This is a genomic window from Roseovarius sp. THAF8, from assembly GCF_009363735.1.
Classification (GTDB): Bacteria; Pseudomonadota; Alphaproteobacteria; order Rhodobacterales; family Rhodobacteraceae; genus Roseovarius.
Window position 1 is genome coordinate 3,424,358 of record NZ_CP045410.1, and the last position, 25,273, is coordinate 3,449,630.

The 25,273-nt window shown below is 62.3% G+C and carries 24 protein-coding genes and 1 tRNA gene; 15 read left to right on the forward strand and 10 right to left on the reverse strand.

The window, feature by feature from the left end; translation table 11 throughout:
• Positions 1-160 precede the first annotated feature (160 nt).
• From FIU85_RS16695 to FIU85_RS16705, 3 genes are read left to right on the forward strand one after another with little or no spacing between them, the layout of a single operon-like run.
• On the forward strand, positions 161-670 hold the full coding sequence (locus FIU85_RS16695) for a methanogen output domain 1-containing protein (RefSeq protein WP_152493276.1): 510 nt from the start codon (positions 161-163) through the stop codon (positions 668-670).
• Complete coding sequence (locus FIU85_RS16700; RefSeq protein ID WP_172978906.1) at positions 663-1,832, forward strand: ATP-binding protein; 1,170 nt, start codon at positions 663-665, stop codon at positions 1,830-1,832. The genes FIU85_RS16695 and FIU85_RS16700 overlap by 8 nt, the downstream gene beginning before the upstream one ends.
• Positions 1,825-2,262 (forward strand): response regulator, encoded by a 438-nt coding sequence (locus FIU85_RS16705; protein WP_152497693.1) that lies wholly within the window; start codon positions 1,825-1,827, stop codon positions 2,260-2,262. The genes FIU85_RS16700 and FIU85_RS16705 overlap by 8 nt, the downstream gene beginning before the upstream one ends.
• 387 nt (positions 2,263-2,649) lie before the next feature.
• On the opposite strand, the gene FIU85_RS16710 is transcribed toward FIU85_RS16705, so the two are convergent.
• The 6 genes from FIU85_RS16710 to FIU85_RS16735 form a co-directional block, all read right to left on the reverse strand.
• Positions 2,650-2,724 (reverse strand) — tRNA-Glu (locus FIU85_RS16710).
• A gap of 102 nt (positions 2,725-2,826) precedes the next feature.
• Positions 2,827-4,569, reverse strand: a complete 1,743-nt coding sequence (gene recJ, locus FIU85_RS16715; protein ID WP_152497694.1) for a single-stranded-DNA-specific exonuclease RecJ — start codon at positions 4,567-4,569, stop codon at positions 2,827-2,829.
• Complete coding sequence (locus tag FIU85_RS16720; protein WP_152497695.1) at positions 4,566-5,129, reverse strand: cysteine hydrolase family protein; 564 nt, start codon at positions 5,127-5,129, stop codon at positions 4,566-4,568. The genes recJ and FIU85_RS16720 overlap by 4 nt, the downstream gene beginning before the upstream one ends.
• A 5-nt stretch (positions 5,130-5,134) precedes the next feature.
• Positions 5,135-6,097: a class II fructose-bisphosphatase gene (gene glpX / locus FIU85_RS16725; protein WP_152498290.1), complete on the reverse strand. Its 963-nt coding sequence runs from the start codon at positions 6,095-6,097 to the stop codon at positions 5,135-5,137.
• Between the two features lie 252 nt (positions 6,098-6,349).
• Positions 6,350-7,636 carry a homoserine dehydrogenase gene (locus tag FIU85_RS16730; protein ID WP_152493258.1) on the reverse strand — a complete coding sequence of 429 codons (1,287 nt, stop codon included), beginning with the start codon at positions 7,634-7,636 and terminating at the stop codon, positions 6,350-6,352.
• A 158-nt stretch (positions 7,637-7,794) separates the two neighbouring features.
• Positions 7,795-8,109, reverse strand: a complete 315-nt coding sequence (locus tag FIU85_RS16735) for a hypothetical protein (RefSeq protein ID WP_152497696.1) — start codon at positions 8,107-8,109, stop codon at positions 7,795-7,797.
• A gap of 81 nt (positions 8,110-8,190) precedes the next feature.
• Here FIU85_RS16735 and FIU85_RS16740 point away from each other — a divergent pair, with 81 nt between their 5' ends.
• Positions 8,191-8,781, forward strand: a complete 591-nt coding sequence (locus tag FIU85_RS16740; RefSeq protein WP_152493256.1) for a TetR/AcrR family transcriptional regulator — start codon at positions 8,191-8,193, stop codon at positions 8,779-8,781.
• 81 nt (positions 8,782-8,862) lie between these two features.
• The gene (locus tag FIU85_RS16745) at positions 8,863-9,339 is read left to right on the forward strand and encodes a hypothetical protein (RefSeq protein ID WP_152493255.1); all 477 of its coding nucleotides are present in this window, start codon (positions 8,863-8,865) and stop codon (positions 9,337-9,339) included.
• Between the two features lie 7 nt (positions 9,340-9,346).
• Here the strand turns inward: FIU85_RS16745 and FIU85_RS16750 are convergent, their stop codons facing one another.
• The 3 genes from FIU85_RS16750 to FIU85_RS16760 are packed head-to-tail and all read right to left on the reverse strand — an operon-like array spanning position 9,347 to position 12,362.
• Positions 9,347-9,928, reverse strand: coding sequence for a TadE/TadG family type IV pilus assembly protein (locus FIU85_RS16750; RefSeq protein WP_152497697.1), 582 nt, complete (start codon positions 9,926-9,928; stop codon positions 9,347-9,349).
• On the reverse strand, positions 9,928-10,464 hold the full coding sequence (locus tag FIU85_RS16755) for a TadE/TadG family type IV pilus assembly protein (protein ID WP_152493253.1): 537 nt from the start codon (positions 10,462-10,464) through the stop codon (positions 9,928-9,930). Before FIU85_RS16755 ends, FIU85_RS16750 begins: the two co-directional genes overlap by 1 nt.
• Positions 10,461-12,362 carry a pilus assembly protein TadG-related protein gene (locus tag FIU85_RS16760; RefSeq protein WP_172978907.1) on the reverse strand — a complete coding sequence of 634 codons (1,902 nt, stop codon included), beginning with the start codon at positions 12,360-12,362 and terminating at the stop codon, positions 10,461-10,463. Before FIU85_RS16760 ends, FIU85_RS16755 begins: the two co-directional genes overlap by 4 nt.
• Positions 12,363-12,748: 386 nt before the next feature.
• On the opposite strand from FIU85_RS16760, the gene FIU85_RS16765 reads away from it, so the two are divergent.
• The 9 genes from FIU85_RS16765 (at position 12,749) to rpoD (ending at position 24,401) form a co-directional block, all read left to right on the forward strand.
• The gene (locus FIU85_RS16765; protein WP_152497699.1) at positions 12,749-14,182 is read left to right on the forward strand and encodes a Glu/Leu/Phe/Val dehydrogenase; all 1,434 of its coding nucleotides are present in this window, start codon (positions 12,749-12,751) and stop codon (positions 14,180-14,182) included.
• A gap of 11 nt (positions 14,183-14,193) precedes the next feature.
• Positions 14,194-14,823 carry a DUF6151 family protein gene (locus FIU85_RS16770; protein ID WP_152497700.1) on the forward strand — a complete coding sequence of 210 codons (630 nt, stop codon included), beginning with the start codon at positions 14,194-14,196 and terminating at the stop codon, positions 14,821-14,823.
• 62 nt (positions 14,824-14,885) lie between these two features.
• Positions 14,886-16,139 (forward strand): sarcosine oxidase subunit beta family protein, encoded by a 1,254-nt coding sequence (locus FIU85_RS16775; RefSeq protein WP_152497701.1) that lies wholly within the window; start codon positions 14,886-14,888, stop codon positions 16,137-16,139.
• 62 nt (positions 16,140-16,201) lie between these two features.
• On the forward strand, positions 16,202-16,465 hold the full coding sequence (locus tag FIU85_RS16780) for a sarcosine oxidase subunit delta (RefSeq protein ID WP_152493248.1): 264 nt from the start codon (positions 16,202-16,204) through the stop codon (positions 16,463-16,465).
• Positions 16,462-19,377, forward strand: coding sequence for a sarcosine oxidase subunit alpha family protein (locus FIU85_RS16785; RefSeq protein WP_152497702.1), 2,916 nt, complete (start codon positions 16,462-16,464; stop codon positions 19,375-19,377). Before FIU85_RS16780 ends, FIU85_RS16785 begins: the two co-directional genes overlap by 4 nt.
• Positions 19,370-19,921, forward strand: coding sequence for a sarcosine oxidase subunit gamma (locus FIU85_RS16790; RefSeq protein ID WP_152497703.1), 552 nt, complete (start codon positions 19,370-19,372; stop codon positions 19,919-19,921). The genes FIU85_RS16785 and FIU85_RS16790 overlap by 8 nt, the downstream gene beginning before the upstream one ends.
• Before the next feature lie 62 nt (positions 19,922-19,983).
• Positions 19,984-20,292 (forward strand): hypothetical protein, encoded by a 309-nt coding sequence (locus FIU85_RS16795; protein ID WP_152493245.1) that lies wholly within the window; start codon positions 19,984-19,986, stop codon positions 20,290-20,292.
• Between the two features lie 51 nt (positions 20,293-20,343).
• Positions 20,344-22,296 carry a DNA primase gene (gene dnaG / locus FIU85_RS16800; protein ID WP_152497704.1) on the forward strand — a complete coding sequence of 651 codons (1,953 nt, stop codon included), beginning with the start codon at positions 20,344-20,346 and terminating at the stop codon, positions 22,294-22,296.
• Between the two features lie 113 nt (positions 22,297-22,409).
• Positions 22,410-24,401 (forward strand): RNA polymerase sigma factor RpoD, encoded by a 1,992-nt coding sequence (gene rpoD / locus FIU85_RS16805; RefSeq protein ID WP_152493243.1) that lies wholly within the window; start codon positions 22,410-22,412, stop codon positions 24,399-24,401.
• A gap of 147 nt (positions 24,402-24,548) precedes the next feature.
• Here rpoD and FIU85_RS16810 read toward each other — a convergent pair whose 3' ends face one another.
• On the reverse strand, positions 24,549-24,752 hold the full coding sequence (locus FIU85_RS16810) for a dodecin family protein (protein ID WP_152497705.1): 204 nt from the start codon (positions 24,750-24,752) through the stop codon (positions 24,549-24,551).
• A 104-nt stretch (positions 24,753-24,856) separates the two neighbouring features.
• Between FIU85_RS16810 and FIU85_RS16815 the strand changes: the two genes are divergently transcribed.
• Entirely contained in the window at positions 24,857-25,273 is a 417-nt protein-coding gene (locus FIU85_RS16815; RefSeq protein WP_152497706.1) for a secondary thiamine-phosphate synthase enzyme YjbQ, read from the forward strand.

The window sequence follows — 25,273 nt, forward strand, 5'->3', positions numbered from 1 at the left end:
CGTTATTTGGTAAGCGCGAAAATAAAGCATTGATTATAAATAATAATTTTAATCAATAAACTTGTCGCTTTAGGTGCGGTTCACGGGGTGAGGTTCTCTTTTTGTTTACGCCTCGCTGCTAGACATGAGGTCGACACCCTTCGCGGAAGGAGTTGAACGCATGCCGGACCCAACATTCGCGGACCCCGAAGGAAAGATCTCAAGAAACCGGGATCAGTTCCTGCGCGAGCTTCTCAGAGAACTCGCCTTCGTGCTGGAAAACCGGATCGGCATTGAGGACGCAAAAGGCTTCATCGCGCGGGTCGGGACCCGAATCGGTGAAATGATGGATGCCGAGTATCGCGATCTTCTCGAAGTCGAAAGGCTCACTGCAAAGCAGGTTGCGGCAGCGCTCGTCGACTTGAAAAAGCGGATCGAGGGCGGGTTTGAAATCGAGTCGATTGCAGACGACCGGATCGTTTTAGTCAGCGACGCCTGTCCGTTCGGCTCCTATGTGAAGGGGCGCCAGTCGCTTTGCATGATGACATCCAGCGTGTTTGGCCGGATCACGGCGGACAATCTTGGATATGCCCGGGTGGAAAAGGCCGAGACCATCGCCCGCGGCGATCCGCGCTGCCGGATTATCGTGCATCTGTCCGAGGGCAAAGTCGGCCGCGAGTACTTTGGATAAGAGGCTTCAACAGACCGATCTGAGTTGCAGCGCTTTTCATGCGCTGGCCAACCATGCGCTGGTTGTCGACCGCAAGGCTCGCGTGTGTGCAGCCAACCGAAAAGCGGAACAACTGCTGCGGGACACTATGAAGCACGCGAACGAACGTGACGCATGGTACTTGCCTGACGTATTTGCCGTGTCGCGGGAGGCCGCCACCAGAGAGATTCTCTTGGCTGCATCCGGCAGTGACCTTGTTTTTCCCTTGCGCAACGCTGGGCCAAACGGGCCGCAGGACGTTCGTTTTAGGGTAAGCGCCATTCGCACGGGAAGCCGCGCGCCAGAGCATTTTGTTCTGTTGTCTCAGGGCCAAGACGTATTGAGGGCACCTTTCGACCTTCTCAACGCAGAACTTGAGAAAGCCGATATCGAAGCGCGGCGCGAACGTGCGCATCGCCGGTCTTTGCAGCGCGCCAACAAAGTACTGAACGCGTCCAATGCCGAGTTGAAGTCGTTCGCCTATGCGGTGTCTCACGACCTCAAGTCGCCAATACAGACCGTATCGATGCTGCTTTCGGAGATGGCGCAGTGCCAAGAGGGCGGCTTGGACTACGACTTGGCGGAACTGATCCGCATGGGCCAGGAAACGCTGCAACGCGTGTCTGTCTTGATCGGGGACGTTCTGCGCTACACGCAGTTGATCGGATCGGACATGTCGATGTCGCGCTGCGACCTGAACATCATCCTGGAAGAGGTGATCTCGGATTCGCGGGCCGAGATAAAAGAGACCGGCGCCACGGTTCGTCATGGCAAACTGCCGGTCGTATTCGGCGACGCGGTGATGATGCGCATCCTCTTTCAGAACCTGATCGGCAACGCGATCAAGTACCGCCATCCCGAGCGCGCGCCCGAAATTCTCGTGCAACCCGGCCGGAAGGGCGCGCAAGGTCATGTCAGGATCGAGGTCAGAGACAACGGCATAGGCATTGCCCCCGAATATCGCGACCGCATTTTCGATCTGTTCAGCCGCCTGCACCGGCACGACGAAATTCAAGGCAGCGGGCTTGGCCTGACCATGTGCCGCAGGATCGTCAACAGGCTGGACGGTGAAATCGAGGTTCTCGAGAACTCAAGCGGCGGCTCTGTTTTCCTAGTCTCACTGAAGGTTTTCAAAGATGATTAACTTTGAGCACACGCATCCGGAAGCTATCGAAACGGTGCTGCTGGTCGACGATGACACGTTCTTTCACATTGCGTGCAAACGGCTCATGCAGCGCAGCGGACTTGTGAAAACCCTGATCTGCTATCCGATGGCGGTGGACGCGCTGGCATTCCTGTCGCGCTCGGACCGGCCCTGCGTGGATGTCATCTTCCTCGACATCAACATGCCGAAGATGAACGGTTTTGAATTTCTCGAAGAGGCTGTCACGCGGTTCGGCACTGATTTCTGCAGAAAGATCGTGGTTATGCTGACGTCCTCGCTGGACGCCAGGGATGTCGCGCGAGCCAAAGCATGCAGTGCCATCGACTCCTATGTGAACAAGCCTTTATCGCACGAGCATATTGCATCCATCGCCGGGAAGCTGAAAGCAGGCCGGGAAAAGTTGGGGTGAAAGATGTGTGAGCTTGCTTTCGGCGAACATTTAGCCGACGCGACTGATACGTGCGGAGTGTTCCGGGCCAGACAGCGGCGTTCAGGATGATTGCGGCAGAGATGGCGAAGCGCAATCGCAACGGAGCCTCGGAATCCGCGTGGCGATGCAAGAATACTTGTTGGAAACCACGCGGCTGTGCGCCCATCGCCAGAACAGATCGAGGGGTAAAATCATCGAATACACGAGTGCTTTCATGCTCTTCTCGTGTGGAGTGAATCTAGCAGTTCAGAATGGAAATTCAGTGCAAACCGCTCTCGATGCCAGCAAGTTAGGCATCAATTCTGTAGAAGAATGGTTTCGAATATGACGTGGGCTGTCGAAGCTGTGACCGTGCTTCCGAGAAAATGGCAGCCCGTAGGGGAATCGAACCCCTCTTTCCAGGTTGAAAACCTGGCGTCCTAACCGATAGACGAACGGGCCAAGCCTTGGCGTGAGCGAGTACCTATGAAAAAGCCGCGCGCTGCGCAAGAGAATTCTTGGATATTTTTGCAGTCATTTTAAGCTGTCGGGCACGCTGTTTGGTCAGCCCGCCAAAGCCGCGTCCTCGAGGCGAAGTTGGACAGTCTGACGTCCGCCCCAGCTGTTTATGTCGAGGCGTCCCGCCAGATGAAAGCGTTGGCCACCATGCTCTTCCAGGGTCTTTCCCAATAGGGTATCGTAGGCACCGAACGCTATGGCGTCGAGGTTCGCGCCGGTGCCGTCGCCGAAGCGTAGCTTCAGGTGGCTTTCGCCTACGCGTTTGGCGAAACCGATCGTCATGTCCGGGAACGCGTAGCGCGGCCCGGGGGCGCCGGCGCCAAAGGGGCCTGCGTTCTCGATCTGATTGACCAGTTCCGGGGACGCGGCGCCGGGCATCAGTACTCCGTCAAGCGTAAGATCCGCCGGCCCGGTCGATCCGGCGCCTTGTCGCGCAAGCAATTCTGACAGCCTGTCCATAGCCGCCTCAAGGTTGGCGCGCGCGACCGTAAGGCCAGCTGCCATTTTGTGCCCTCCGCCTTTCAGCAAAAGGCCTTCGGCGGCCAGGCGTTGAATGGCGTGGCCCAGGTCGACGCCCGAAACGGATCGGCCAGAGCCCTTTCCCTCGTCGCCGTCGAATCCGATCACGATGGCCGGGCGGTTCGTGGCTTCCTTCAGACGCGAGGCGACGATGCCGACAACGCCGGGGTGCCATCCGTCACCCGCTGCCCAGACGAGTGGTGCATCGAGACCGCGGGTTTCAGCTTGGTCCAGCGCCGCGGCCCGAACGACGGTTTCGACATCGCGGCGTTCGGTGTTCAGTTCGTCGAGCTTTTCGGCCAGGGAGATGGCCTCGGCCGGATCGGTGCAGGCAAGCAGGCGAGCGCCGAGATCAGCGCGGCCCACCCGGCCGCCGGCATTGACACGGGGGCCAAGAACAAAGCCCAGGTGATACGAGGACGGGGCGGTATTGACGCGTCCGATATCGCACAGCGCCACAAGCCCGGGGCGAAGGCGTTTGCCCATGACCGCGAGGCCCGTTCGCACGAACGCGCGATTGACGTCGCGCAGCGGCGCCACGTCCGCGACAGTGGCAAGGGCCACCAGATCGAGCATCGCCATCAGGTCCGGGCCCGGTTTTCCGGCTTCGCGCAATTGGCGACCGGCTTCGACCAGCATGAGGAACACCACGGCGGCAGCGCAGAGGTGCGCCAGGTCGCCGCTTTCATCTTGCCGGTTCGGATTGACGACCGCCAATGCGGGCGGAAGGCTTTCGCCGCCCAGATGGTGATCGAGGACCAGAACGTCGGCGCTTGTGACCGCTGCAAGCGCGTCATGACTGAGCGTGCCGCAATCGACACACAGGATGAGGTCATGGGCCGCCGCCAATTCGGTCATGGCCGGAGCGTTCGGCCCATAGCCCTCGTCGATGCGGTCGGGAACGTAAAGCGTTGCGGAGCGTCCCATCTGCCGAAGCCAGTCGATCAGCAAGGCAGCAGAACAGCCCCCATCGACATCATAATCGGCGAAAACGGCGATCTTCTCGTTCCGCTCGACCGCGGCGAGAAAGCGCGCCGCGGCGGTTTCCATGTCCTTGAGGCTGCGGGGGTCGGGCATTAGATCGCGCAGCTTGGGCTCAAGGTAGGTCGTGGCATCGGATGGAGCCACGTCGAGACGGCAGAGCGTCTGGCAAAGCGGGCGCGGAAGTGCCGTCTCTTGCGCCATTGCTTCTGCCAGCCGGTCTATTGCCGGCGTTGGGCCGACCCAGCGGCGGTCGGTCAAAGAGCGTGCGACGCCCAGAAAGCTCATTGAAGGTCGCGGAGAATCGCCGCAACGGAGCGGGCTCTGCAGAATTCGCCGTGCAGGTGCGATACGGCCGTCGCATGAATGGGCTCGGGATCCATCGGTGACAGATCAGGGTTCCAGCCGGTATCGGCAGAAAAGGAAAAAGCCGCGCACGCATCGTGGGCAAGGGTCACATCGTAGCCCAGGTTGTCGGCCCACCGCACATTGGTGGAAACGCAATGCGGTGTTGTCAGACCACAGATCACAAGCTCGGGGACGTTGAGATATTGCAGGTGGGACGGTAATGCGGGATCGACGAAAGCGGAGTTCGTCGATTTTTCGAAGATTGGCTCGCCGTTCAGCGGCGTCAATTCGGGCTTGAATTCGCATCCGCCGGAGTCTGGGTGCAGCGGGCTGCCCACCACCTTGCTGAGGTGCAGAACGTGACAAATAGGACCACTGCGCTCTCGCCATGCGGAGAGCAGCTGTGCCGCCCGCTCTTCCGCGTCTGGATTGTTGCGAGCGCCCCAAAAATCGGCTTCGAAACCAGTTTGAAAATCAATGAGTACAAGAGCAGGAAGCATCGGTCTCAGATCGGATGGCGGCAAGTCATGATACGGCGTTCTCCGGTAGAGGAACGCAGCAGCAGCGTTTGGGTTTCAATACTGTCGCCGCGCGGCTTGAGACCCGCGACGAGCGAACCCTGGGTGACGCCGGTCGCGGCAAAGATCACGTCGGACGACACCATCTCGTCACGGGTGTAGACGCGGTCAAAGTCGGTGATGCCGGCCTTCTCGGCGCGAGCACGCTCGTCATCGTTGCGGAATAGCAGCCGGCCCCAGATCTGACCGCCGAGGCATTTCAGGGCGCCGGCCGCCAGAACACCCTCGGGCGCGCCGCCGGAGCCCATGTACATGTCGATGCCGGTCGTCTCGGGGTCGGCGCAATGCATGACACCGGCCACATCGCCATCGCCGATGAGGAAGATGGAGGCGCCTGTGGCGCGCAGTTCCGCGATGGTGGATTCGTGACGAGGGCGTTCGAGAACGCAGACGGTTATCTCGGAAGGTTCCACCCCCTTGGCCTTGGCCAGAGCCGTCACGCGCTCCGCGGGAGACATGTCAAGCGAGACGACGCCCTCCGGATATCCCGGACCGACGGCCAGTTTATCCATATAGACGTCCGGCGCATGCAACATCGTGCCACGCGGCGCCATGGAAATGACTGTCAGCGCGTTGGGCATGGCCTTGGCGGTGATAGTCGTGCCTTCGAGCGGGTCCAGCGCGATGTCGACTTCGGGACCGTTTCCGGTGCCCACTTCCTCGCCGATGTACAGCATCGGCGCCTCGTCGCGTTCGCCCTCGCCGATCACCACGGTACCGGCGATGTCCATGGCGCCAAGCTCCTGTCGCATCGCGTTCACGGCGGCCTGGTCGGCGGCTTTCTCGTCGCCGCGGCCGATCAGCGGGCGGCAGGCAAGTGCAGCCTGTTCCGACACGCGGGCCAAGGCGAGTGACAGGAGAGCGTCATTGAAAGAGGCGGATTTGGACATTGCGGCGTGGCCTTGGTTGAATGAGGTCGAGGGTTCTCTAAAGCGTTCGTGCGCAAACATGAAGCATAGATTTCCGGCGAGGGCGATTGCACGGCGCGATGCCCCGCCCGGCGTGGCGGAGTTCAGGGCAGGTTTCGGCATTGCGAACAGGCGTTGATCCGGGTCTTCCAGCGTGGCGCCACCGGGGCCTCGAAGATCAGCGCCGGCCAACTGTGCAGGCGCTCGGCTCTGGCCCGCACGCCTGTCACCGGATCATACGCTTTCGATGCGCAGGGCGACAGGGGCTGACGCGACGACATCCACCTGAGACAACGCTTCGAGCGCGGCGACGAGAGCCGACGGCGCGGTCTTGTGGGTGACAATCAGTACCGGAGCAGTGTCTTCTTCGTGGCGGTACTGTCGCATCCGGTCGATTGAAACGCCGGCATTGCCGAGGATCGTGGCCACCTTTGCCAGCGCGCCGGGTTTGTCGTGCAGCGCCATTCGCAGGTAGTAAGGCACCGGCGCGGCCTCGCATGCGGTGGCCGGGCTGGAAAGCTCGGCCGCAGGCATGCCGAAGACAGGAATGCGGATGCCGCGTGCGATATCCATGATGTCGCCCATCACCGCGCTGGCGGTCGGACCTTCGCCCGCGCCCGGGCCGCGTAGAACGATCTGCTCCACGGCGTCGCCTTCGAGTACCACCATGTTGGTGCCGCCCTCGAGCTGGCCCAGCGGCGAATTCTTGGGCACGAGGCAGGGCGACATGCGTTGTTCCAGCCCGCGACCTGTCATCCGGGCGACGCCCAGGAGCTTGATGCGGTAGCCCATGTCCGCGGCCTGCTTGATGTCCTCGATCGTGATCTTCTGGATCCCCTCGAGACTGACGGCGTTGAAATCAACCTGAGTGCCGAAGGCGATCGAGGCGAGGATGGCCAGCTTGTGGCCCGCGTCGATGCCGCCCACGTCGAGTTCGGGATCGGCCTCGAGAAAGCCCAGTTGGTTGGCCTCTTCGAACACATCGTCATAGGGCAGACCCGAAGCCTGCATACGGGTCAGGATATAGTTGCAGGTTCCGTTCATCACCCCCATGACGCGGGTGATCTCGTTGCCGGCAAGTCCTTCGGTCAGGGCCTTTACGACAGGAATGCCCCCGGCTACCGCCGCCTCGAAGCGCAGGACGCGGCCCGCGGCCTCGGCCTGTTCGGCAAGGGCTTGCCCGTGCATTGCCAGCATCGCCTTGTTCGCGGTGACCACATCCTTGCCTGCGGCCAACGCGGCTTCTGTCGCGGCCTTGGCGGGGCCGTCGGAGCCCCCCATGAGTTCGACGTAGACATCCACGTCATCGCGGGTCGCAAGCGCGACTGGATCATCTTCCCAATCGTACGAGGCCAGCGACACGCCGCGGTCCTTGTCACGGGTCCTTGCGGATACGGCCGTGATCTCGATGGGGCGTCCGGCGCGGGCGGCCAGCAGGTTGGCCTTTTGCCGGACGATCTTGACGACACCAGTGCCAACGGTGCCGAGCCCGGCAATCCCGAGGCGAATGGGGGTGGTCATGGGTATATCCTTGAGACGTGATCGAGACAGGTTTGGCCGGGGTTTAGCCGGTTGCGTTATGCCATGCAACGCGGGTTTTGCGTGCTACACGGACGTTTTCTTGAAAAGAAAACGGAACGAAATCTGTTGCAGATTTCGGGCGCGCGGGGTGGCCTGCCTCATTGCGGAACGTCGATTGTGACCTTCCGGTCAAGCCGGGCACGCGACGTCTGGTCTATGACCGTTCCGCGCAGGCGCTCGGCTCGCGCGCGCAGGTTCGCCACGCGGCTCTCCAGCGCGCGGGTCGTCTGGTCGGCGACGCGTGGTGCATCCACCCGGGCGCGCAGGTCTTCTACCGGCAACAGGGATGGATAGGGCGCGCGACGTGTTTCGGTGGAGGTGGCGTTATCCAACTCGGGAAACTGCGTGCAGCCCGCCAAGGTGACGGTCAGAAAGAAAGCGATAACGCGCGGAGGTCGGCATAGCGTCGGCATGGTGCAACTGTCATGCCACTGATCGCAGGGTGCAGGCAAGCAGGGCTTTTTTCTGAACGGGTGTTCAGTTATTCAGTTGTCATGGCACGCACTCAAGGCTCCCACTCGCACTTCACCGGACCAAAGGTCCGTGACGCCGCGTTGCGGCTGTTCGCGCAGCACGGCTTTGCCGCGGTGTCGATGCGCCGGATTGCGGCGGAGGTGGGCGTTCAGGCCGGGGCGCTTTACAATTATACCCCCGATAAACAGACGCTTCTTTTCGACCTGATGCAGGAGCATATGGACGATTTGCTGGCGGCCTGGTGCGCCGAGGATCCCGGAGGCGCGGATCCTTTCACACGGCTCGAGGCGTTTGCCCGGTTCCATATCCGGTTCAACACGAAGCGGGCCGATGCCGTTTTCGTTTCTTACATGGAACTGCGCAATCTCACGCCAGAAAATTTCGAGACCGTTACAGCGCTGCGCGGGGCCTATGAAACCCGGCTGCAGGATATTCTGACGGCAGGAACGACACAGGGGGTCTTTACCGTGGCCGAGCCACGGATCACGGCGATGGCGGTGATCGCCCTGCTGACGGGTGTGAACACATGGTACCGCGAGGAAGGACGTTTGACCCTCGACGAGGTCGAGACGCTCTACTGGAACATGGTGCGCCGGATGGTCGGCGGCTGAGGCGCCGGCGGGTCTTTTCGCTCTCGCACGCGCGGAGCAATCGCGCTATCAGGCCGAAATCCGGGCGAGGAGGCGGGACGGATGCATGATGACGAGATACTGGCGGTGATGCAGGCCTCTACCGGCAGGCGCATCCTGGGGGTCGGATGTCTGGCGGTGCTCGGCGCATTGCTGATCTGGATCGGCCTGACGCGGCCTTTCGCGGTGATCGGCTGGCAGGTGTTCCTGATCCTGCTGGGCGCGGCGGCGATCTGGATGGCGGACGCGATGCGGCGGGCCACGGCGCAGCGGGTCGAGCTGACGCGGGACGGCCTGCGCAGCAGCGATGGCGAGGCCATCGTGTCCATTGGCGATATCGAGACGATGGACCGCGGCCTTTTCGCCTTCAAGCCGTCCAACGGGTTCCTGCTCAAGGCTAAAACCAAGGCCCCGGCGCGCTGGCGGCCGGGGCTTTGGTGGCGAATGGGGCGCCGGATCGGGCTCGGCGGGGTCACGCCCGGGCATCAATCGAAGATGATGGCCGAGATGATCGCCGCCCTGATGGCAGACCGCGTCTGAGGCGCGATCACTTCTGCAGGCCGCAGACCCCTTCGTAGCAGACCTGCGCTGTGAAACGGATCGCGCTGAACACCCGCGTGCCAATGGTCACGTCGTTTAGACCGACGTTGAAGAGCGGCTGGTAGCTGGAAGTCGATTCCACCAGAATGACCTCTTCGCCATGGTTGACATCCGGCAGGGTCGCGTGTGCGTTCTTCACGTCTCCATCCGTAAGCGGCACCAAAGGTCCGGTGCCACGCACCTGGGACCACGCGATGCTGTACTCCTTTTTATGGTCGCTGTATTTCACTACCGAGACGCGGATCTGGTTCACGCCGTCGTCATTGGTGATCTCGTCGAACAGGATCTTGGCGTTATCGAGATAGATGGATGTCAGGCCCCCGGCGCGGGTCTCGCGAGAAATCATGTCCGCGATCGTGAACGTGCCCTTTTCGCGAACGCTCTTGTAACGGTGGATCTCGAAGAAGTCGAAGGTGGCGGTCATGGCCCAGAAGAGCAGCGGCATCGACAGGACGGTTTCGACCGTGATCAAGCCGCGCGTGTCTTCAAGAAAGCTGCGCAGGGAAACTTTGAGACGGGCCATAAGCATCAGTTCGGCTCCTGTACGAAGGCGGTCATGGAAACGATCTTTGCTTCGCCACTGGCATCCTTATCAAGTGCCGAACCCAAGAACTGCTTCGGGAAAAAGGGCTCGTACTTGTAACAGGCACGCATCAGCATCAGCTGGTTGGCGACACCGGGAGTGAAGGTGCGCACGGGCTTGGCCGGTTCGGCCTTGTCGGTGCAGTCGGCCGTCGTATCCAGCGTTTGCAGCGCGAAGATGTTGGCCGGGCGCATTTCCAGCCGGAGCTTTTCCTTGCAGTTCAGAACCATAAACGCGTTGTCGCAGACCAGATCCTTGATGTCGTCGTGCTGGGGCGCGGTGCCGGTACCGAGGCGAACTTCGCGCACCGCCATGTCCAGGCCGCGTTCCAGCAGCGTATGGCGCATCGTCACGAAACCCAGCTCGATCGACATCAGCATGAACGACAGGTAGAGCGGGAAGACCAGGACGAATTCGACAGTTGCCGAACCGGCCTCGTCGTTGATCAAGCGGCGAAAAGCCGTTTTGAACTTGGTGATCATTGCGTCAGCCTCAGAGCTTGCACGTTGCCGGCGATAGAGCCGAACGCATCAGAGATATCGAGCCCGTCCACGCTGTAGTAGTATGCGGTGCTCCCCTCGACCGGGTCGTATCCGGTGGCGCATTTCTTCAGCGAGGTCTCGGCGGTGCCGTCCTTGGGCACCTCGTAGCCGATCGTGTAGATCACCACGCCGTTGTCCTTGGCCGCGCTGCAGACCTTGTCCATCCGGGTGTTCTTCTTGCTGCCGTTGAGGTTCGAGGACATGTCTTCATATTCGTTGTCGGCGTCGCGGATACCGATAAGGTCGCCATACTCTTCCGGAGACATCAGGCCCCATGCTTCTTCCCAGCTCAGGCGCTTGCGCTTTTTGAAGCCGTCGAGTTCATCAAGGTTGACGAAATCGGTGCCGTTGATCCAAGTGCGGTCCTCGACGTTGAGATACATGTAGTCGTCCATGAGGGCGTCCCAGATGTCGTCCTCGATCGCGTCGCAGTCATTATCGGACCAGGATTGGGGAGGCGAACCCTTTTTCGAGCCGTTCGAGCCATGACCCGCATTGATCAAGCCTTGGCAGGTCGAGCTCCGGCTTCCGGAGACACCGTTCAGGACATTGGCCACCGTGGTCAGCAGACCGGGTCCATAGGTGTACTCGGGATCGCGCATCACGTAGTTGTCGTAGGTGACGCTTTTGTATTTGCAGTTCGCGTACCACTGGCTGCAGCGCCATTCGTTGCTCGAACCGTACCAACGGTAGTTGGCGTTGTAGATGTAGTAGGCGTAATCGAACTCCTGTACCTCGTATTCGACCTCGAACAGATCCGAATTCTCGCCGCGATACTTGCTGTCCTGCGGGAAGAAATAGGTGGTGGAGTTCTCGCCGTCGCCCATCATCACGATGATCTTCATCGTCTCGCTGTCCGAATAGTCGACGGGCACGGTGGTGCCTGTCACGTCACGGAAGGACGGGTCGAGCAGGGCCGCGCCCCATTTCACGCCCAGTTCCCCGGAGGTGTTGCCGTGGGCGATCATCTCGTCGATCTTGTCGTGTAGGTCGGACTCGGAAGTCGAGAACTGCATCACGCGGTAGCCGTCCTCGGTATAGCACGACCGCCAAGGCCAATCCAGGTTCTCGAAGTCACCGAAGCGGGACGTATAGATCGCTTGCTTCATGGGCACGAGCGACAGATCTTCGGACGCGGCCGCATCCGTGGCGAGGGCCGTGCTGTCATAGTCGTCCTCGTCGAACCAAAGGCAATTGGAATAGTCGTGGCGTTCGTCCACGAGCAGGGCGTCGTAGATTTCCTGGCTGGGGGTTACGGAGGTGGAGAAGGGAACGATCGAGATCGTGGCGTTGCCCGGATCCGTGGTCTCGAGGATCGTTGTGACGAACTCCTTGGCCGCCTTTTGCAGATTCTCCATCTTGGATTTTCTGTTGGTGCCGTTCTGGTTCATCGAGTTCGACACGTCGAGGACCAGAGCGATTTCCAGTTTCGGCACGCGCGTCATTGCCGTTGCCTCGGCCGCAGTCGACAGGCGGTCGACGCCCGACAGTTTCATCAGGTAGGTGTCCATTTCGAATTGGGCGCTGGCCGTCACGTAGGCCGAGTTGAGGCCGATGTCGATGTCGTCCTCGCCGATGGCATTGAGGTACTCCGACATGCCCGCCTTGGCGAAATAATCCTCGACCACGTGCTTGGCTTCTTCTTCGGAGGAGGCGCCGGCGCCGGCCAGAACGGCGGAGTCGAGCGTCGCTTGCAGGTGGGCGCGGTGCATCTCGTGGCGCATCGAGTCGATGCCGAGGCCGGCCATAACGAGCATGAAAATGAAGATGAAGAGCGTGAGTATCATCATCGCGCCATTTTCGTCCTTGCGGAAATTCGAAACGCGGCGACGCGCCATCGCGTATGTTGGCAGACATGTGCTTTGCAACGACCGGAATTTATAATTCGACACGTTCATTTCTTTGGCACCTCTTTGGACGGTTTCCGCCCCAGGAACGGATTAAATCCCTGCTGTTATCAGAAAGGTCTGTGGTCAAAATAAGGCGAAACCGGGAAGAAATTGGCCGCATTGGTGACCGACAAGGGATAAATCCTTCAGATTTTCCAGACTGTTACGAAATACTCGACAAACCCGGCTTTCGCGGCGCTCCGGCACGCTGCGGTGGGCTTCGGAATGCTGTGGGCATCTGTGGTGGACAATCTGGACACATCCCTTAACCATTGTGACATGCATGCAGGCTATGGGGAGTCGTGCCACATGCGCCAGAAGAGGGAGACCTGACCATGAATGCACCGATCAAGGAACCGACGTTCCGCGAAAGCGTGGACCTGATGTTCAACCGCGCGGTATCGCTGATGGACCTGCCGCCGGGACTGGAGGAGAAGATCCGGGTCTGCAACGCTACCTACACGGTCCGCTTCGGCGTACGGCTGCGCGGGCAGATCCAGACCTTCACCGGCTATCGCAGCGTGCATTCCGAGCATATGGAGCCGGTCAAGGGCGGCATCCGCTATTCCATGGCCGTGAACCAGGACGAGGTCGAGGCGCTTGCGGCGCTGATGACGTATAAATGCGCCTTGGTCGAGGCACCGTTTGGCGGCTCGAAAGGCGGGCTGTGCCTCGATCCGCTGGAATGGGACGAGCACGAGCTGGAGCTGATCACGCGGCGCTTCGCCTATGAACTGGCCAAGCGCGACCTGATCCATCCCGCTCAGAACGTGCCCGCCCCGGACATGGGCACGGGCGAGCGCGAGATGGCGTGGATCGCCGACCAGTACCGCCGGATGAACACCACCGACATCAACGCCCGTGCCTGCGTCACCGGCAAACCTGTCCATGCGGGAGGCATTCAGGGCCGGACCGAGGCCACGGGCCGAGGTGTGCAATACGCACTGCAGGAGTTCTTCCGCCATCCCGAGGACGTCAAGGCGGCGGGGCTCAGCGGGTCGCTGGACGGCAAGCGCGTGATCGTGCAGGGCTTGGGCAACGTGGGCTATCACGCGGCCAAGTTCCTGTCCGAAGAGGACGGCTGCAAGGTGATCGCGGTGATCGAGCGCGACGGCGGTCTTTACGACGAGAACGGCCTGAACATCGATGAGTTGCGCAACTGGATCGCCAAGCATGGCGGCGTCGATGGCTATCCGTCCGGGAACTATATCAAGACTGGGGCGAAATATCTGGAAGAGGATTGCGACATCCTGATCCCCGCAGCGATGGAGGGTGTCATCAACCTTGGAAATGCCGACAGGATAAAGGCGCCACTGATCATCGAGGCGGCGAACGGCCCCGTGACGGCGGGCGCCGACGAGATCCTGCGCAACAAGGGCACCGTCATTATTCCCGACATGTATGCCAACGCCGGTGGTGTGACGGTGTCCTATTTCGAATGGGTCAAGAACCTGAGCCACATCCGCTTTGGCCGGATGGGCCGGCGACAAGAGGAGGCGCGGCACGAGCTCATCGTGAAAGAGCTGAGCCGACTGGACGATCACCTCGAAGGCGCATGGTCGATGACGCCGGATTTCAAGCAGAAGTACCTGCGCGGCGCGGGCGAACTGGAACTGGTGCGCTCGGGCCTCGACGACACGATGCGCGCGGCATACCAGTCGATGCGCGAAACCTGGCACGGACGCGAGGACGTGACCGACCTGCGCACCGCGGCCTATCTGGTTTCGATCGGCAAGGTCGCCACCAGCTACCGCGCCGCCGGTCTTTAGGGAAGGGGCGATTGGTCGCGACGGTGAAGAAGACCTGCCGCTGCGGCGCGGTCGAGGTGACACTGGCGGTGCCCGCTCCCGGGGCGGGCACGCGCGTGACGTGCTATTGCAAGGATTGCCAGACCGCCGCGGCTCTGTTCGGCGAGGCGGACGTCTTGCTATCACCGGGCGGGGGCAGTGAGATCTGGCAGACGACGCCCGATCGGCTGACCCTGGAGGCCGGGGAGGAGAATCTGGAAATCCTGCGCCTGTCGCCCAAGGGGCTGTACCGCTGGCACGCGCGGTGCTGCGACACGCCCATCTTCAACACGATGTCCCGGGTGCACTTGCCCTTCGTTGGCGTGGTTCTGCGGCAGGCCGAACTCGAGGGTGCAGCGTCCGGGTTGGGACCATCGCGCTGCCGGGCCTTCACCAAACATGCAAGGCGCGCCCCGGGGGCGCCCAAGGCCGATCGCGGCTTTGCAAGCGCTGGTATGCAGGTTCTGCGCCGCATGGCCAGTGCTTGGATCAGTGGGCGCGCGAGAACGAATCCGCTTCTCGGCGGCGATGGAGCACCGATAGCGCCGGTGAAAGTCATTCCGCTGGAGCAGCGACAGGTGGCGGTGCCTCCGCATCTGCGCGAGGGCGCGGGAACCTCGTAGCCGGTTGCAGTTTCCAGCGGAACTTGCTTGACTCGACATCGGGTCGTTGGAGAGATCACGAAATGAGGTTTTCAGGGCTGCGCGTCCTCAGGGAAGGTCTGACCGGCAATCGCGGTTGGCAGGCGCATTGGCGCGACGCCAGCCCGAAAGACGCCTATGACGTGGTCATCATCGGCGGCGGCGGGCACGGTCTTTCGACCGCGTATTACCTGGCGCGGGAGCACGGGATCACGAACGTGGCGGTGCTGGAAAAGGGCTATCTGGGCGGCGGCAACGTGGGGCGCAACACCACCATCGTGCGCGCGAATTACTTCCTGCCGGGCAACTCGGAGTTCTACAGTCATTCTCTCAAGCTCTGGGAAGGGCTGGAGCAGGAGTTGAATTACAACGTGATGCATTCGCAGCGCGGGCAGATCATGCTGTTTCATTCCGACGGCCAGCGGGACACCGCGATCCGCCGGGGCAACGCGATGCGCAACCAGGGTGACGACGCGGAATTGCTGAGCGTCGCGCAACTGAAGAAGGTGCTGCCCTATCTGGACTACGAGCAAGCACGGTTTCCCATCTACGGCGGAGTCTTGCAGCGGCGGGCGGGCACGGCTCGGCACGACGCCGTGGCCTGGGGCTATGCGCGGGGGGCGAGCGCGCGCGGCGTGGACCTTGTCCAGAATTGCGCGGTGACGGGGATCGACATCGAGGGCGGTGTCGTCAAAGGTGTGCAGACCTCGCGCGGGGCGATCCGGGCGAAGAAGGTCGCCGTGATCGTCGCGGGCCGGTCAAGCCAGGTGGCGGCGATGGCCGGGATGCGCCTGCCGATCGAGAGCCATGTTCTGCAGGCCTTCGTGACCGAAGGGTTGAAGCCTTGCATCGACCATGTCGTGAGCTTCGGAATGGGGCATTTCTATATCAGCCAGTCGGACAAGGGCGGGCTGGTCTTTGGTGGCGACCTCGATATGTACGCCAGCTATGCGGCGCGTGGGAACCTGCCACTGGTGGAGCATGTGATGGAGGCCGGCATGACCCTGATGCCGATGATCGGGCAGGCAAAGGTTTTGCGCAGCTGGGGCGGGATCATGGACATGAGCCCGGATGGCAGTCCGATCATCGACAAGTCGCCGGTCGAGGGGCTCTACCTCAATTGCGGCTGGTGCTATGGCGGGTTCAAGGCGGTGCCCGGCTCGGGGCATTGCATGGCGCACCTGGTGGCGACGGACCGCCCGCACGCGGCGGCGGCACGGCTGCGGCTGGACAGATTCCGTACCGGCCGCGGGCTGATGGACGAGGAGGGCACTGGTGCGCAGCATAACCTGCACTGAGGTGCATATGGTGGACGTCAGGCCATGAGTATTTCTGGCAAGAAAAAGTCGGGGGTGGTGAGATGAGGCTGCCCTGTCCGATTTGTGGCGACCGGGATCGCCGGGAGTTCTATTACGCCGGTCACGCGGTGGCGCTGGAACGCCCTGGTGAAGGCGCGGGCGCGGAGGCGTGGGACGATTACGTGCACAATCGCGAGAACCCTTGTGGCGAGACGCGAGACCTTTGGTTCCACGAGAGCGGCTGCGGCGCCTGGATCGTGGTGACGCGGGACACGGCCAGCCATGCGGTCCTGAGCGCAGTGCTGGCGGAAGAGGCGGCGCGATGAGGCTGGAGGGCGATGGGCTGATCGACAGGTCGCGGCGCGTGGGGTTCAGCTTTGACGGGCGGCATCACGTTGGGTTCGAGGGAGACACGCTGGCCTCGGCTCTGATGGGCGCGGACGTGCGGGTGGTGGCGCGGTCGTTCAAGTATCACCGGCCACGCGGCATCTTTACCGCGGGCAGCGAGGAGCCCAATGCGCTGGTCACGCTGGGGCGAGGCGCGGGGCAGGAACCGAACGCGCGGGCCACGATGGTGGAGTTGCACGAAGGGTTGCAAGCGTTCGGACAGAACGCGTGGCCGTCGGTGGAGTTCGACCTGATGGCGGTGAACGACCTCGGTGCGGCGTTCCTCGGAGCGGGCTTCTACTACAAGACATTCATGTGGCCGAAGGCGTTCTGGGAAAAGCTTTACGAGCCGGTCATCCGCCGCGCTGCCGGGCTTGGGGCCCTGTCGCGGGAGACTGGCCCGGAGAAGTGGGAGCGGGCCTTTGCTCATTGCGATCTGCTGGTGATTGGCGCAGGCCCTGCGGGGCTGATGGCCGCCTGGACGGCGGGGCAGGCCGGGGCGGATGTGATCCTGGCCGACGAGGACACGCGTCTGGGTGGGCGGCTCAATGCCGAGGTCGAGGAGGTGGACGGACAGCCGGGCCATGCCTGGGCCGAGGCGATGCGGGCGCGGCTGGCGGCGATGGAGAATGTGCGGGTGATGACCCGAACGGCCGTGGTGGGTGCCTATGACCACGGGACGTATGGCGCACTGGAGCGGCTGGCGCCGGGGGGCGCCCTGAAGGGGTGTTTCTGGCGGATCGCGGCAAAACGCGCGGTGCTGGCGGCGGGGGCGATCGAACGGCCCGTGGCCTTCGCCGACAATGACCGGCCCGGGGTGATGATGGCCGGGGCGCTGAGGGCTTATGTCAACCGCTGGCGGGTCTGTCCGGGACGCCGGGTGGCGGTTTTTGCCAACAGCGATGCGGGGCACCGGACGGTGCGCGACTTGCAGGCGTCGGGCGTTCACGTGTCGGCGCTGATCGACGCGCGCGCGGATGCGGTCTGTGAACTGGATGTGCCATTTTACGCGAACGCGCAGGTTTGCGGCAGCGGCGGTCGCAAAGCGTTGGAGAGTGTCAGCTTTCGGCGGGGCGACAGGATCGAGACGGTTCAGGCGGATGTGCTGGCCATGTCCGGCGGCTGGAACCCGAGCGTGCATCTCAGCTGTCACACGGGCGGGCGGCCCGTATGGGACAGCAATCTGGCGGCGTTCCTGCCGCGCAAGGGGGCTGTGCCGGGGATGCGCTATGCCGGGGCGGCGACGGGGGTCTTTTCCACTCACGGATGCCTTGTAAGCGGAACTGCCGCGGGCAAGGCGGTGGCGGACGACCTTGGGCTGAACGGGGCCGACGTACCTGTGCCGAAGGCGGAAGACGGTGCGTACGAGATTTCGCCGCTTTGGCATGTGCCGGGCAAGGGTAGGGCATGGCTGGATTTTCAGAACGATGTGACGGTGAAGGACGTGAAGCTTGCCGCGCAGGAGAATTTCACCTCGGTCGAGCATATGAAGCGCTACACGACGCAGGGCATGGCGCCGGACCAGGGCAAGAACTCCAACATCGCCGCCCTTGCCGTGCTGGCCGATGCCACCGGGCGCGGGATCGCGGAGACCGGGACCACCACCTATCGCCCGCCTTACGTGCCAGTGCCGATTGCTGCCATGGGAGCGGGGGCGCAAGGCAAAGGATTTGCGCCCGAGCGGTTCACCACCTCGCACGCGGCATCTGTTGAACGTGAGGCGCCGATGATCGAGGCGGGACTGTGGTACCGGCCCAGCTATTTCCCCAAGGCGGGCGAGACACACTGGCGCCAGTCTTGCGACCGCGAAGTGCGGATGGTGCGGGGCCACGTGGGCGTCTGCGATGTTTCGACCTTGGGCAAGATCGATGTGCAGGGGCCGGATGCAGGTGCATTCCTGGACTTTGTTTATACCGGCATGATGTCGACGCTGAAGGTGGGCCGCGTGCGCTATGGGCTGATGCTGCGCGAGGACGGGCATGTCATGGATGACGGCACCTGCGCGCGGCTGGGCGAGCGGCATTTCCTTGTCACCACCACCACGGCGGCGGCGGGGCAGGTAATGCGGCACATGGAGTTCGCGCACCAGGTGCTGCGGCCCGACCTGGATGTGCGCTTTGCCTCAGTGACCGAACAGTGGGCGCAGTTCGCCGTGGCCGGGCCGAAATCGCGCGAATTGCTGGAGCAGCTTGTCGGACATGACCTTGGCGTCCGTGATTGGCCATTCATGGCCTGCGGTCCGGTGCATATTGGCGGCGTAGAAGGGCGCCTCTTTCGCATCTCTTTCTCGGGGGAACTGGCATACGAGGTCGCGGTCCCGGCGCGGTACGGCGCGGCGCTCTTCGATATTTTGATCGAAAGGGCAGAGGCCAATGAGGGCGGGCCTTATGGGATGGAGGCGCTCAACGTCATGCGGATCGAGAAAGGGTTCATCACCCATGCCGAGATCCACGGGCGCACGACGGCCTTCGACATCGGGATGCAGGGCATGATGAGCGACAGGAAGGATTTCATCGGCAAGGCGATGGCAGCGCGGCCTGGGCTGACGGACGAGGACCGCGCCCAGCTAGTCGGGCTGAAGCCGGTGGGCGCGGTGAAGGAGTTGATCGCAGGGGCGCATTTGTTTGCGCCCGGAGCCGATCCGGTGAGCGAGAATGACGAAGGTTACATCACCTCGGTCGCCTTTTCGCCAATGCTGGGACATGTGATCGGCCTCGGGTTTCTGGAGCGGGGTCGGGCGCGGATCGGTGAGCAGGTGCGGATGGTCGAGCACCTGAAAGGTTCGGCAACGCTATGCGAGGTGGTGGCGCCGGGCGGTTTCGACCCTGACGGAGGGCGGATGCGTGGTTGAGCTTAAGCCGTCGACGCCGACAACGCGGCTGTTGCCGGTGGAAACCGCGGGTGTGCGGATGCGCGAGGTCGGTTTCGGCCCGTTGACGCTGGTGATGCCCTATCGCGGCAGGGACGAGGCGTTGGCGGCTGCGCTGGAGGCGGCGCATGCGCTGGACTGGCCCGAGACCGGGCGGATGACCGGCACGACGGAACGCGGCATACTGTGGTTCGGGCGCGCGCAGGCCCTGCTGATCGGCCTCGTGCCGGATGACGGGCTGACCGCGCAGGCGGCGCTGGTGAACCAGAGTGACGCGTGGGCGGTGATCGAGATGCAGGGCGACAGGGCCGCCGAGGCGCTGGCGCGGCTCACGCCGGTGGACTTGCGGCCCGGTGTGTTCGGGGTGGGGCACACCGTGCGGACAGAGGTGGGGCACATGGCGGCCTCGCTGACACGTTCGGGCGAGTCGACCTACATGGTGATGGTGTTTCGCGCCTTCGCGCACACCGCGGTGCACGAGCTGGGCGCAGCACTGGAAGGGGTTGCGGCGCGGCACGGGCGTTGACAGAGTTGAGCCGTTATCGGGGTTTGCCGAAAGGACGGGCGATGTTTGACAGGACCTTGTTGATGGCCGGGGCGCTGAGCCTCGCGGTGCCGTTGACGGCCGCAGCGGAAGTCGACAAGACGGTCGTCTGCAAAGAGACGGCGAAGATCGTCCAGATGGCCGCGATCGACAGAAAGGCCGGCAAGGAAGCGGCGCGCATCAAACGCGAGTTGACCGGCGGCGAAAGCAAGGTCGGGGCGCGGTTGACGCCCATGGTGCCGGCGCTGGTCGATTGGGTGTTCACGATTGACGCGCAGGAGATGGGAAAACCGGATGCGGAGCAGACGATTACCGAACTTTACCGCAAGGGTTGCCTGGGCTTTCAGCCCTGAAATGCGCAAACCGGCTTGGCGCGGGCATCCGCTTGGCTCATATAATGAAGTATGAGCCTGCCACCCGGATTCCTTGACGAACTGCGCACCCGCACCTCGATTGTGCAAGTGGTGGGGCGCAAGGTGATGTGGGACAACCGCAAGTCCAATCAGGGCAAGGGCGACATGTGGGCGCCATGCCCCTTTCACCATGAAAAGACCGCCAGCTTCCACGTCGATGACCGCAAGGGTTATTATTATTGCTTCGGCTGCCATGCGAAGGGCGACGCGATTTCCTTCGTGCGCGAGACCGAGAACGTGGAGTTCATGGAGGCGGTGAAGATCCTGGCGCAGGAGGCCGGGATGCAGATCCCCGAGCGCGACCCGCAGGCGCAGGCCAAGGCCGACCGTCGCACGCAGCTGGTCGAGGTGATGGAGATGGCGGTGCGCCATTTCCGCCTGCTGCTGAAGTCCGGGGCGGGGGCTGCGGCGCGCGACTACCTGCTGGGGCGTGGATTGGATGAGGCGGCTCAGGACCGCTATGACATCGGGTTTGCCGCCGATGCCTGGCAGGACCTGTGGGATCATTTGAAAGGTAAGGGCGTCGAGGACGACCTGATCCTGGGCTGCGGGCTGGCCAAGCCGAGCAATAAGGGCGGCAAGCCCTATGACACGTTCCGCAACCGCATCATGTTTCCGATCCGCGATCCACGCGGGCGTTGTATCGCATTCGGGGGCCGGGCGATGGACCCGGACGACAACGCCAAATATCTCAACAGTCCCGAAACCGAGCTTTTCGACAAGTCGCGCACGCTCTATCACCATGGCCCCGCACGAGAGGCGGCGGGCAAGGGGCAGCCGCTGATCGTGGCCGAGGGCTACATGGACGTCATCGCGCTGGCCGAGGCCGGGTTCGGCGCGTCGGTGGCGCCGTTGGGAACGGCAGTGACAGAACACCAGCTGGCGATGCTGTGGCGTATCGCGGACGAGCCGATAATGGCGCTTGATGGCGATACGGCGGGGCTGCGCGCCGCCTACCGGGTGATCGATCTGGCGCTGCCGCTGCTGGAGGCGGGTAAATCGCTGCGCTTCGTGCTGATGCCCGAGGGACAGGACCCTGACGACCTGTTGCGTGCCGAGGGCGCAGGCGCCGTGCAGGCGCTGCTGGACAAGGCCATGCCGATGGTCGACCTGTTGTGGCAGCGCGAGACCGAAGGGCGCGAATTCGACAGCCCCGAGCGCAAGGCGGCGCTGGACAAGGCGCTGCGCGAGAAAATCATGACGATCCGCGACCCCAGCCTGCGCAGCCACTACGGACAGGCGATCAAGGATCTGCGCTGGCAGTTGTTCCGGCCAAAGCCGAAAGGCGGTGGTGGCTTCGCGGCGCGCGGCGGCAAGTGGCAGAAGATCGAGCCGGTGCGGGCCACGACAAAATCGTCACTGCTGGTGGCGTCGGGTGACGCCGCGCAGACGCATCTGCGCGAGGCCGTCGTGTTGGCCACGATCATCCGCAATCCCGAGATTCTGCCCGAGTTCGAGGCCGATCTGGAGCGGCTGCAATGCGACCCGCCGCACCATGGCCCGGTGCGCGATGCACTGTTGTTCTATCAGCCTGGCGGGACTGGCGCGCTGGAGGCCGAATTGTCCGAGAAACTGGGTCTCGACGTGGTTGAAAAACTGTTGTCGCTTCCCCATGTCGCCTTAGTTCCTGCGGTGAGACGTCCGGGCGATGCCGAGCTGGCTCGTATGACGGTCGGCGAAACACTGGCGAAACTGGAAGCCGACCGCGGTTTGGCGGCGGAAATCCGGGAAGCTGAGCACGATATAGCTGGCGTTGCCGACGAAGCCGTCACCTGGCGTCTGGGCGAGGCGGCACAGGCGCGCAACCGGGCCTGGACCAGCCAGCAGGAAGACAAAACGGAATACGAGCGGGGCCAGAACGGTGCCCCGGTCAGCCGCGAGGAAAGGGAGCGATTCGACGCGTTGCTTGATCAGATCGGGTTCAACAAAGGGTCTGATAGGTAACGCTTTGAATGTAATCTTAAGCAGATAGGGGTTATTGGTTTGCGAATCACCCCATCGCCATGTTGATTCGGACAAGCGAATCACCTTCACCCTATTGGGACCAGGAGAGCTGAATGGCCGCCAAGGACACCGACGACGATCAGAAGACCGACGAACAGGACGCCGAAATCTCGCTCGACATGAGCCAGGCGGCCGTCAAGAAGATGATCGGCGAGGCGCGCGAACGCGGCTTTATCACCTACGATCAGCTCAACAAGGTGCTGCCGCCGGATCAGGTCTCGAGCGAGCAGATCGAGGATGTGATGTCGATGCTCAGCGAGATGGGTATCAACATCATCGAGGACGAGGAAGCCGAGGAAGAAGAGCAGAAGACCACCGCCGTTGCCGAGATTGGCAAGAAGGGCGAGGTGGCACTCGGCTCGGGCAAAGACGAAAAGCTGGATCGTACCGATGATCCGGTGCGCATGTACCTGCGCGAGATGGGGTCCGTCGAACTTCTGAGCCGCGAGGGCGAGATTGCCATCGCCAAGCGGATCGAGGCCGGGCGCAACACGATGATCGCCGGTCTGTGCGAAAGCCCGCTGACTTTCCAGGCCATCACCATCTGGCGCGACGAGCTTCTGGGCGAAGATATCCTGTTGCGAGACGTGATCGACCTTGAGACCACGTTCGGCAATCAGATTGGCGACGGCGAGGGCGACGAGACCGTGGTCGAGGCGGCCAACATGTCCAGCGCCCCCAACGACAAGTCCGAGAGCAAGGATGAACCGGAGCTTGACGCCGACGGCAACCCGATCGCCAGTGACGATGACGAGGACGAGGAAGAACAGGCCAACATGAGCCTCGCGGCTATGGAGGCCACGCTCAAGCCGCGCGTGCTGGAAACGCTGGACCGGATCGCCTCGTATTACGAAAAGCTGAGCGAGATGCAGGACAGCCGTATCTCGGCAACGCTGAACGAGGACGGCTCGTTCACCGACAAGCAGGAGCAGACCTATCAGAAGCTGCGGTCGGAGATCGTGGAACTGGTGAATTCGTTGCACCTGCACAACAACCGGATCGAAGCGCTGATCGACCAGCTTTACGGCATCAACCGCCGGATCATGCAGATTGACTCGGCGATGGTGAAGCTGGCCGACCAGGCCCGCATCAACCGCAAGGAATTTGTCGACGAGTATCGCGGCCGCGAGCTTGACCCGAACTGGCTGGAGGACATGGCTCAGAAAGAGGGCCGTGGCTGGAAGATGTTCATGGAGCGCAGCCCCGAAAAGGTGGAGGAACTGCGCGCAGACATGGCCCAGGTCGGCCAGTATGTGGGTCTGGATATCAGCGAGTTCCGCCGCATCGTGAACCAGGTGCAGAAGGGCGAGAAGGAAGCCCGCCAGGCCAAGAAGGAAATGGTCGAGGCCAACCTGCGGTTGGTGATCTCGATCGCCAAGAAATATACCAACCGCGGCCTGCAATTCCTGGACCTGATTCAGGAGGGCAATATCGGCCTGATGAAAGCGGTGGACAAGTTCGAGTATCGCCGGGGCTACAAGTTCTCGACATACGCCACCTGGTGGATCCGGCAGGCCATTACCAGGTCGATTGCCGACCAGGCCCGTACCATCCGCATCCCTGTTCATATGATCGAGACGATCAACAAGCTGGTCCGCACCGGCCGCCAGATGCTGCACGAGATCGGTCGCGAGCCGACGCCGGAAGAACTGGCCGAGAAGTTGCAGATGCCGCTGGAGAAGGTTCGCAAGGTGATGAAGATCGCCAAGGAGCCGATCAGCCTCGAAACGCCCATCGGCGACGAGGAAGACAGCCAACTGGGCGATTTCATCGAGGACAAGAACGTGATCCTGCCGCTGGATTCCGCCATTCAGGACAACCTGAAAGAAACCACGACACGGGTCTTGTCCAGCCTGACCCCGCGCGAGGAACGCGTTCTGCGGATGCGCTTTGGCATCGGGATGAACACCGACCACACGCTGGAGGAAGTGGGCCAGCAATTCTCGGTCACGCGGGAACGTATCCGCCAAATCGAGGCCAAGGCGCTGCGCAAGCTGAAGCACCCGAGCCGGTCGCGCAAGCTGCGGTCATTCCTGGATCAGTAGGTCGGCAAACCTTTCGGAAAAAGACACTGAACGGCGCCGGGGGGCGCCGTTTTCATTTGCATGAGCCGATGTAAAAGGCCCCCGGACATGCGCCCGGGGGCCAATTTCGTACCCCGCCCGATCGGGTCGAGCGGTCGTATGATGGTCTCAGTCGTCCAGAAGGAACGTCACTGCGAGGTTCACCCGGTACTCCGAGATGTTGCCATTTGATACGCTGACTTTCGAGTCCTTGACCCAAGCGCTCTCGATGTTGCGCAGCGTCTTGGACGCGCGCTGGATGCCCTGCTTCACGGCATCATCAAAGCTTTCTGTCGAGGTCGCGGAAATTTCGGTTACTCGTCCGATAGACATTTGGTTCCTCCTTTTCCGTCCAGTAAAGAAACGCGACAGGCCCGACCCTTGTTCCTGACCGTGCCTCACTGGCGGAATTCGGCTGACACGGGTATACCGCAGACATGCAAAGAGCGTTTACGATCGAGACGCGGGGTCAAGGCCTTTACGAATTCACCCCGGACGTGACCGACTGGGTGGCGGACCAAGGCGTGCAGAGCGGGCTTTTGACGCTCTTCATCCGTCACACGTCCGCCAGCCTTCTGATCCAGGAAAATGCCGACCCGGAGGTGCAGACCGACTTGCGCAACTACTTCGCGCGACTGGTGCCGCCGACAAATGATCCGGCCATGGCGTACCTGAACCATACCAATGAAGGACCCGATGACATGCCCGCGCATATCAAGGCGGCGATGATGCCGGTGAGCCTGTCGATTCCGGTTGGCGCGGGTCGGCTCGCACTGGGCACGTGGCAAGGCATCTACGTCTTCGAGCATCGCGATGCGCCGCACACCCGTAACGTGGCGGCGCACCTGTGCTGA

Excerpts from the sequence above, each read along its gene's own strand:
- FIU85_RS16745 (WP_152493255.1), top strand. The coding sequence starts at position 8,863 with ATGCATGATGACGAGATACTGGCGGTGATGCAGGCCTCTACCGGCAGG.
- FIU85_RS16720 (WP_152497695.1), bottom strand. The coding sequence starts at position 5,129 with ATGCTTCCTGCTCTTGTACTCATTGATTTTCAAACTGGTTTCGAAGCC.
- FIU85_RS16760 (WP_172978907.1), bottom strand. The coding sequence starts at position 12,362 with ATGGCGCGTCGCCGCGTTTCGAATTTCCGCAAGGACGAAAATGGCGCG.
- FIU85_RS16695 (WP_152493276.1), top strand. The coding sequence starts at position 161 with ATGCCGGACCCAACATTCGCGGACCCCGAAGGAAAGATCTCAAGAAAC.
- FIU85_RS16810 (WP_152497705.1), bottom strand. The coding sequence starts at position 24,752 with ATGTCTATCGGACGAGTAACCGAAATTTCCGCGACCTCGACAGAAAGC.
- dnaG (WP_152497704.1), top strand. The coding sequence starts at position 20,344 with ATGAGCCTGCCACCCGGATTCCTTGACGAACTGCGCACCCGCACCTCG.
- FIU85_RS16815 (WP_152497706.1), top strand. The coding sequence starts at position 24,857 with ATGCAAAGAGCGTTTACGATCGAGACGCGGGGTCAAGGCCTTTACGAA.
- FIU85_RS16735 (WP_152497696.1), bottom strand. The coding sequence starts at position 8,109 with ATGCCGACGCTATGCCGACCTCCGCGCGTTATCGCTTTCTTTCTGACC.
- FIU85_RS16795 (WP_152493245.1), top strand. The coding sequence starts at position 19,984 with ATGGCCGGGGCGCTGAGCCTCGCGGTGCCGTTGACGGCCGCAGCGGAA.
- glpX (WP_152498290.1), bottom strand. The coding sequence starts at position 6,097 with ATGTCCAAATCCGCCTCTTTCAATGACGCTCTCCTGTCACTCGCCTTG.
- FIU85_RS16755 (WP_152493253.1), bottom strand. The coding sequence starts at position 10,464 with ATGATCACCAAGTTCAAAACGGCTTTTCGCCGCTTGATCAACGACGAG.
- FIU85_RS16785 (WP_152497702.1), top strand. The coding sequence starts at position 16,462 with ATGAGGCTGGAGGGCGATGGGCTGATCGACAGGTCGCGGCGCGTGGGG.
- FIU85_RS16705 (WP_152497693.1), top strand. The coding sequence starts at position 1,825 with ATGATTAACTTTGAGCACACGCATCCGGAAGCTATCGAAACGGTGCTG.
- recJ (WP_152497694.1), bottom strand. The coding sequence starts at position 4,569 with ATGAGCTTTCTGGGCGTCGCACGCTCTTTGACCGACCGCCGCTGGGTC.
- FIU85_RS16740 (WP_152493256.1), top strand. The coding sequence starts at position 8,191 with ATGGCACGCACTCAAGGCTCCCACTCGCACTTCACCGGACCAAAGGTC.
- FIU85_RS16775 (WP_152497701.1), top strand. The coding sequence starts at position 14,886 with ATGAGGTTTTCAGGGCTGCGCGTCCTCAGGGAAGGTCTGACCGGCAAT.
- FIU85_RS16730 (WP_152493258.1), bottom strand. The coding sequence starts at position 7,636 with ATGACCACCCCCATTCGCCTCGGGATTGCCGGGCTCGGCACCGTTGGC.
- FIU85_RS16780 (WP_152493248.1), top strand. The coding sequence starts at position 16,202 with ATGAGGCTGCCCTGTCCGATTTGTGGCGACCGGGATCGCCGGGAGTTC.
- FIU85_RS16765 (WP_152497699.1), top strand. The coding sequence starts at position 12,749 with ATGAATGCACCGATCAAGGAACCGACGTTCCGCGAAAGCGTGGACCTG.
- rpoD (WP_152493243.1), top strand. The coding sequence starts at position 22,410 with ATGGCCGCCAAGGACACCGACGACGATCAGAAGACCGACGAACAGGAC.
- FIU85_RS16750 (WP_152497697.1), bottom strand. The coding sequence starts at position 9,928 with ATGCTTATGGCCCGTCTCAAAGTTTCCCTGCGCAGCTTTCTTGAAGAC.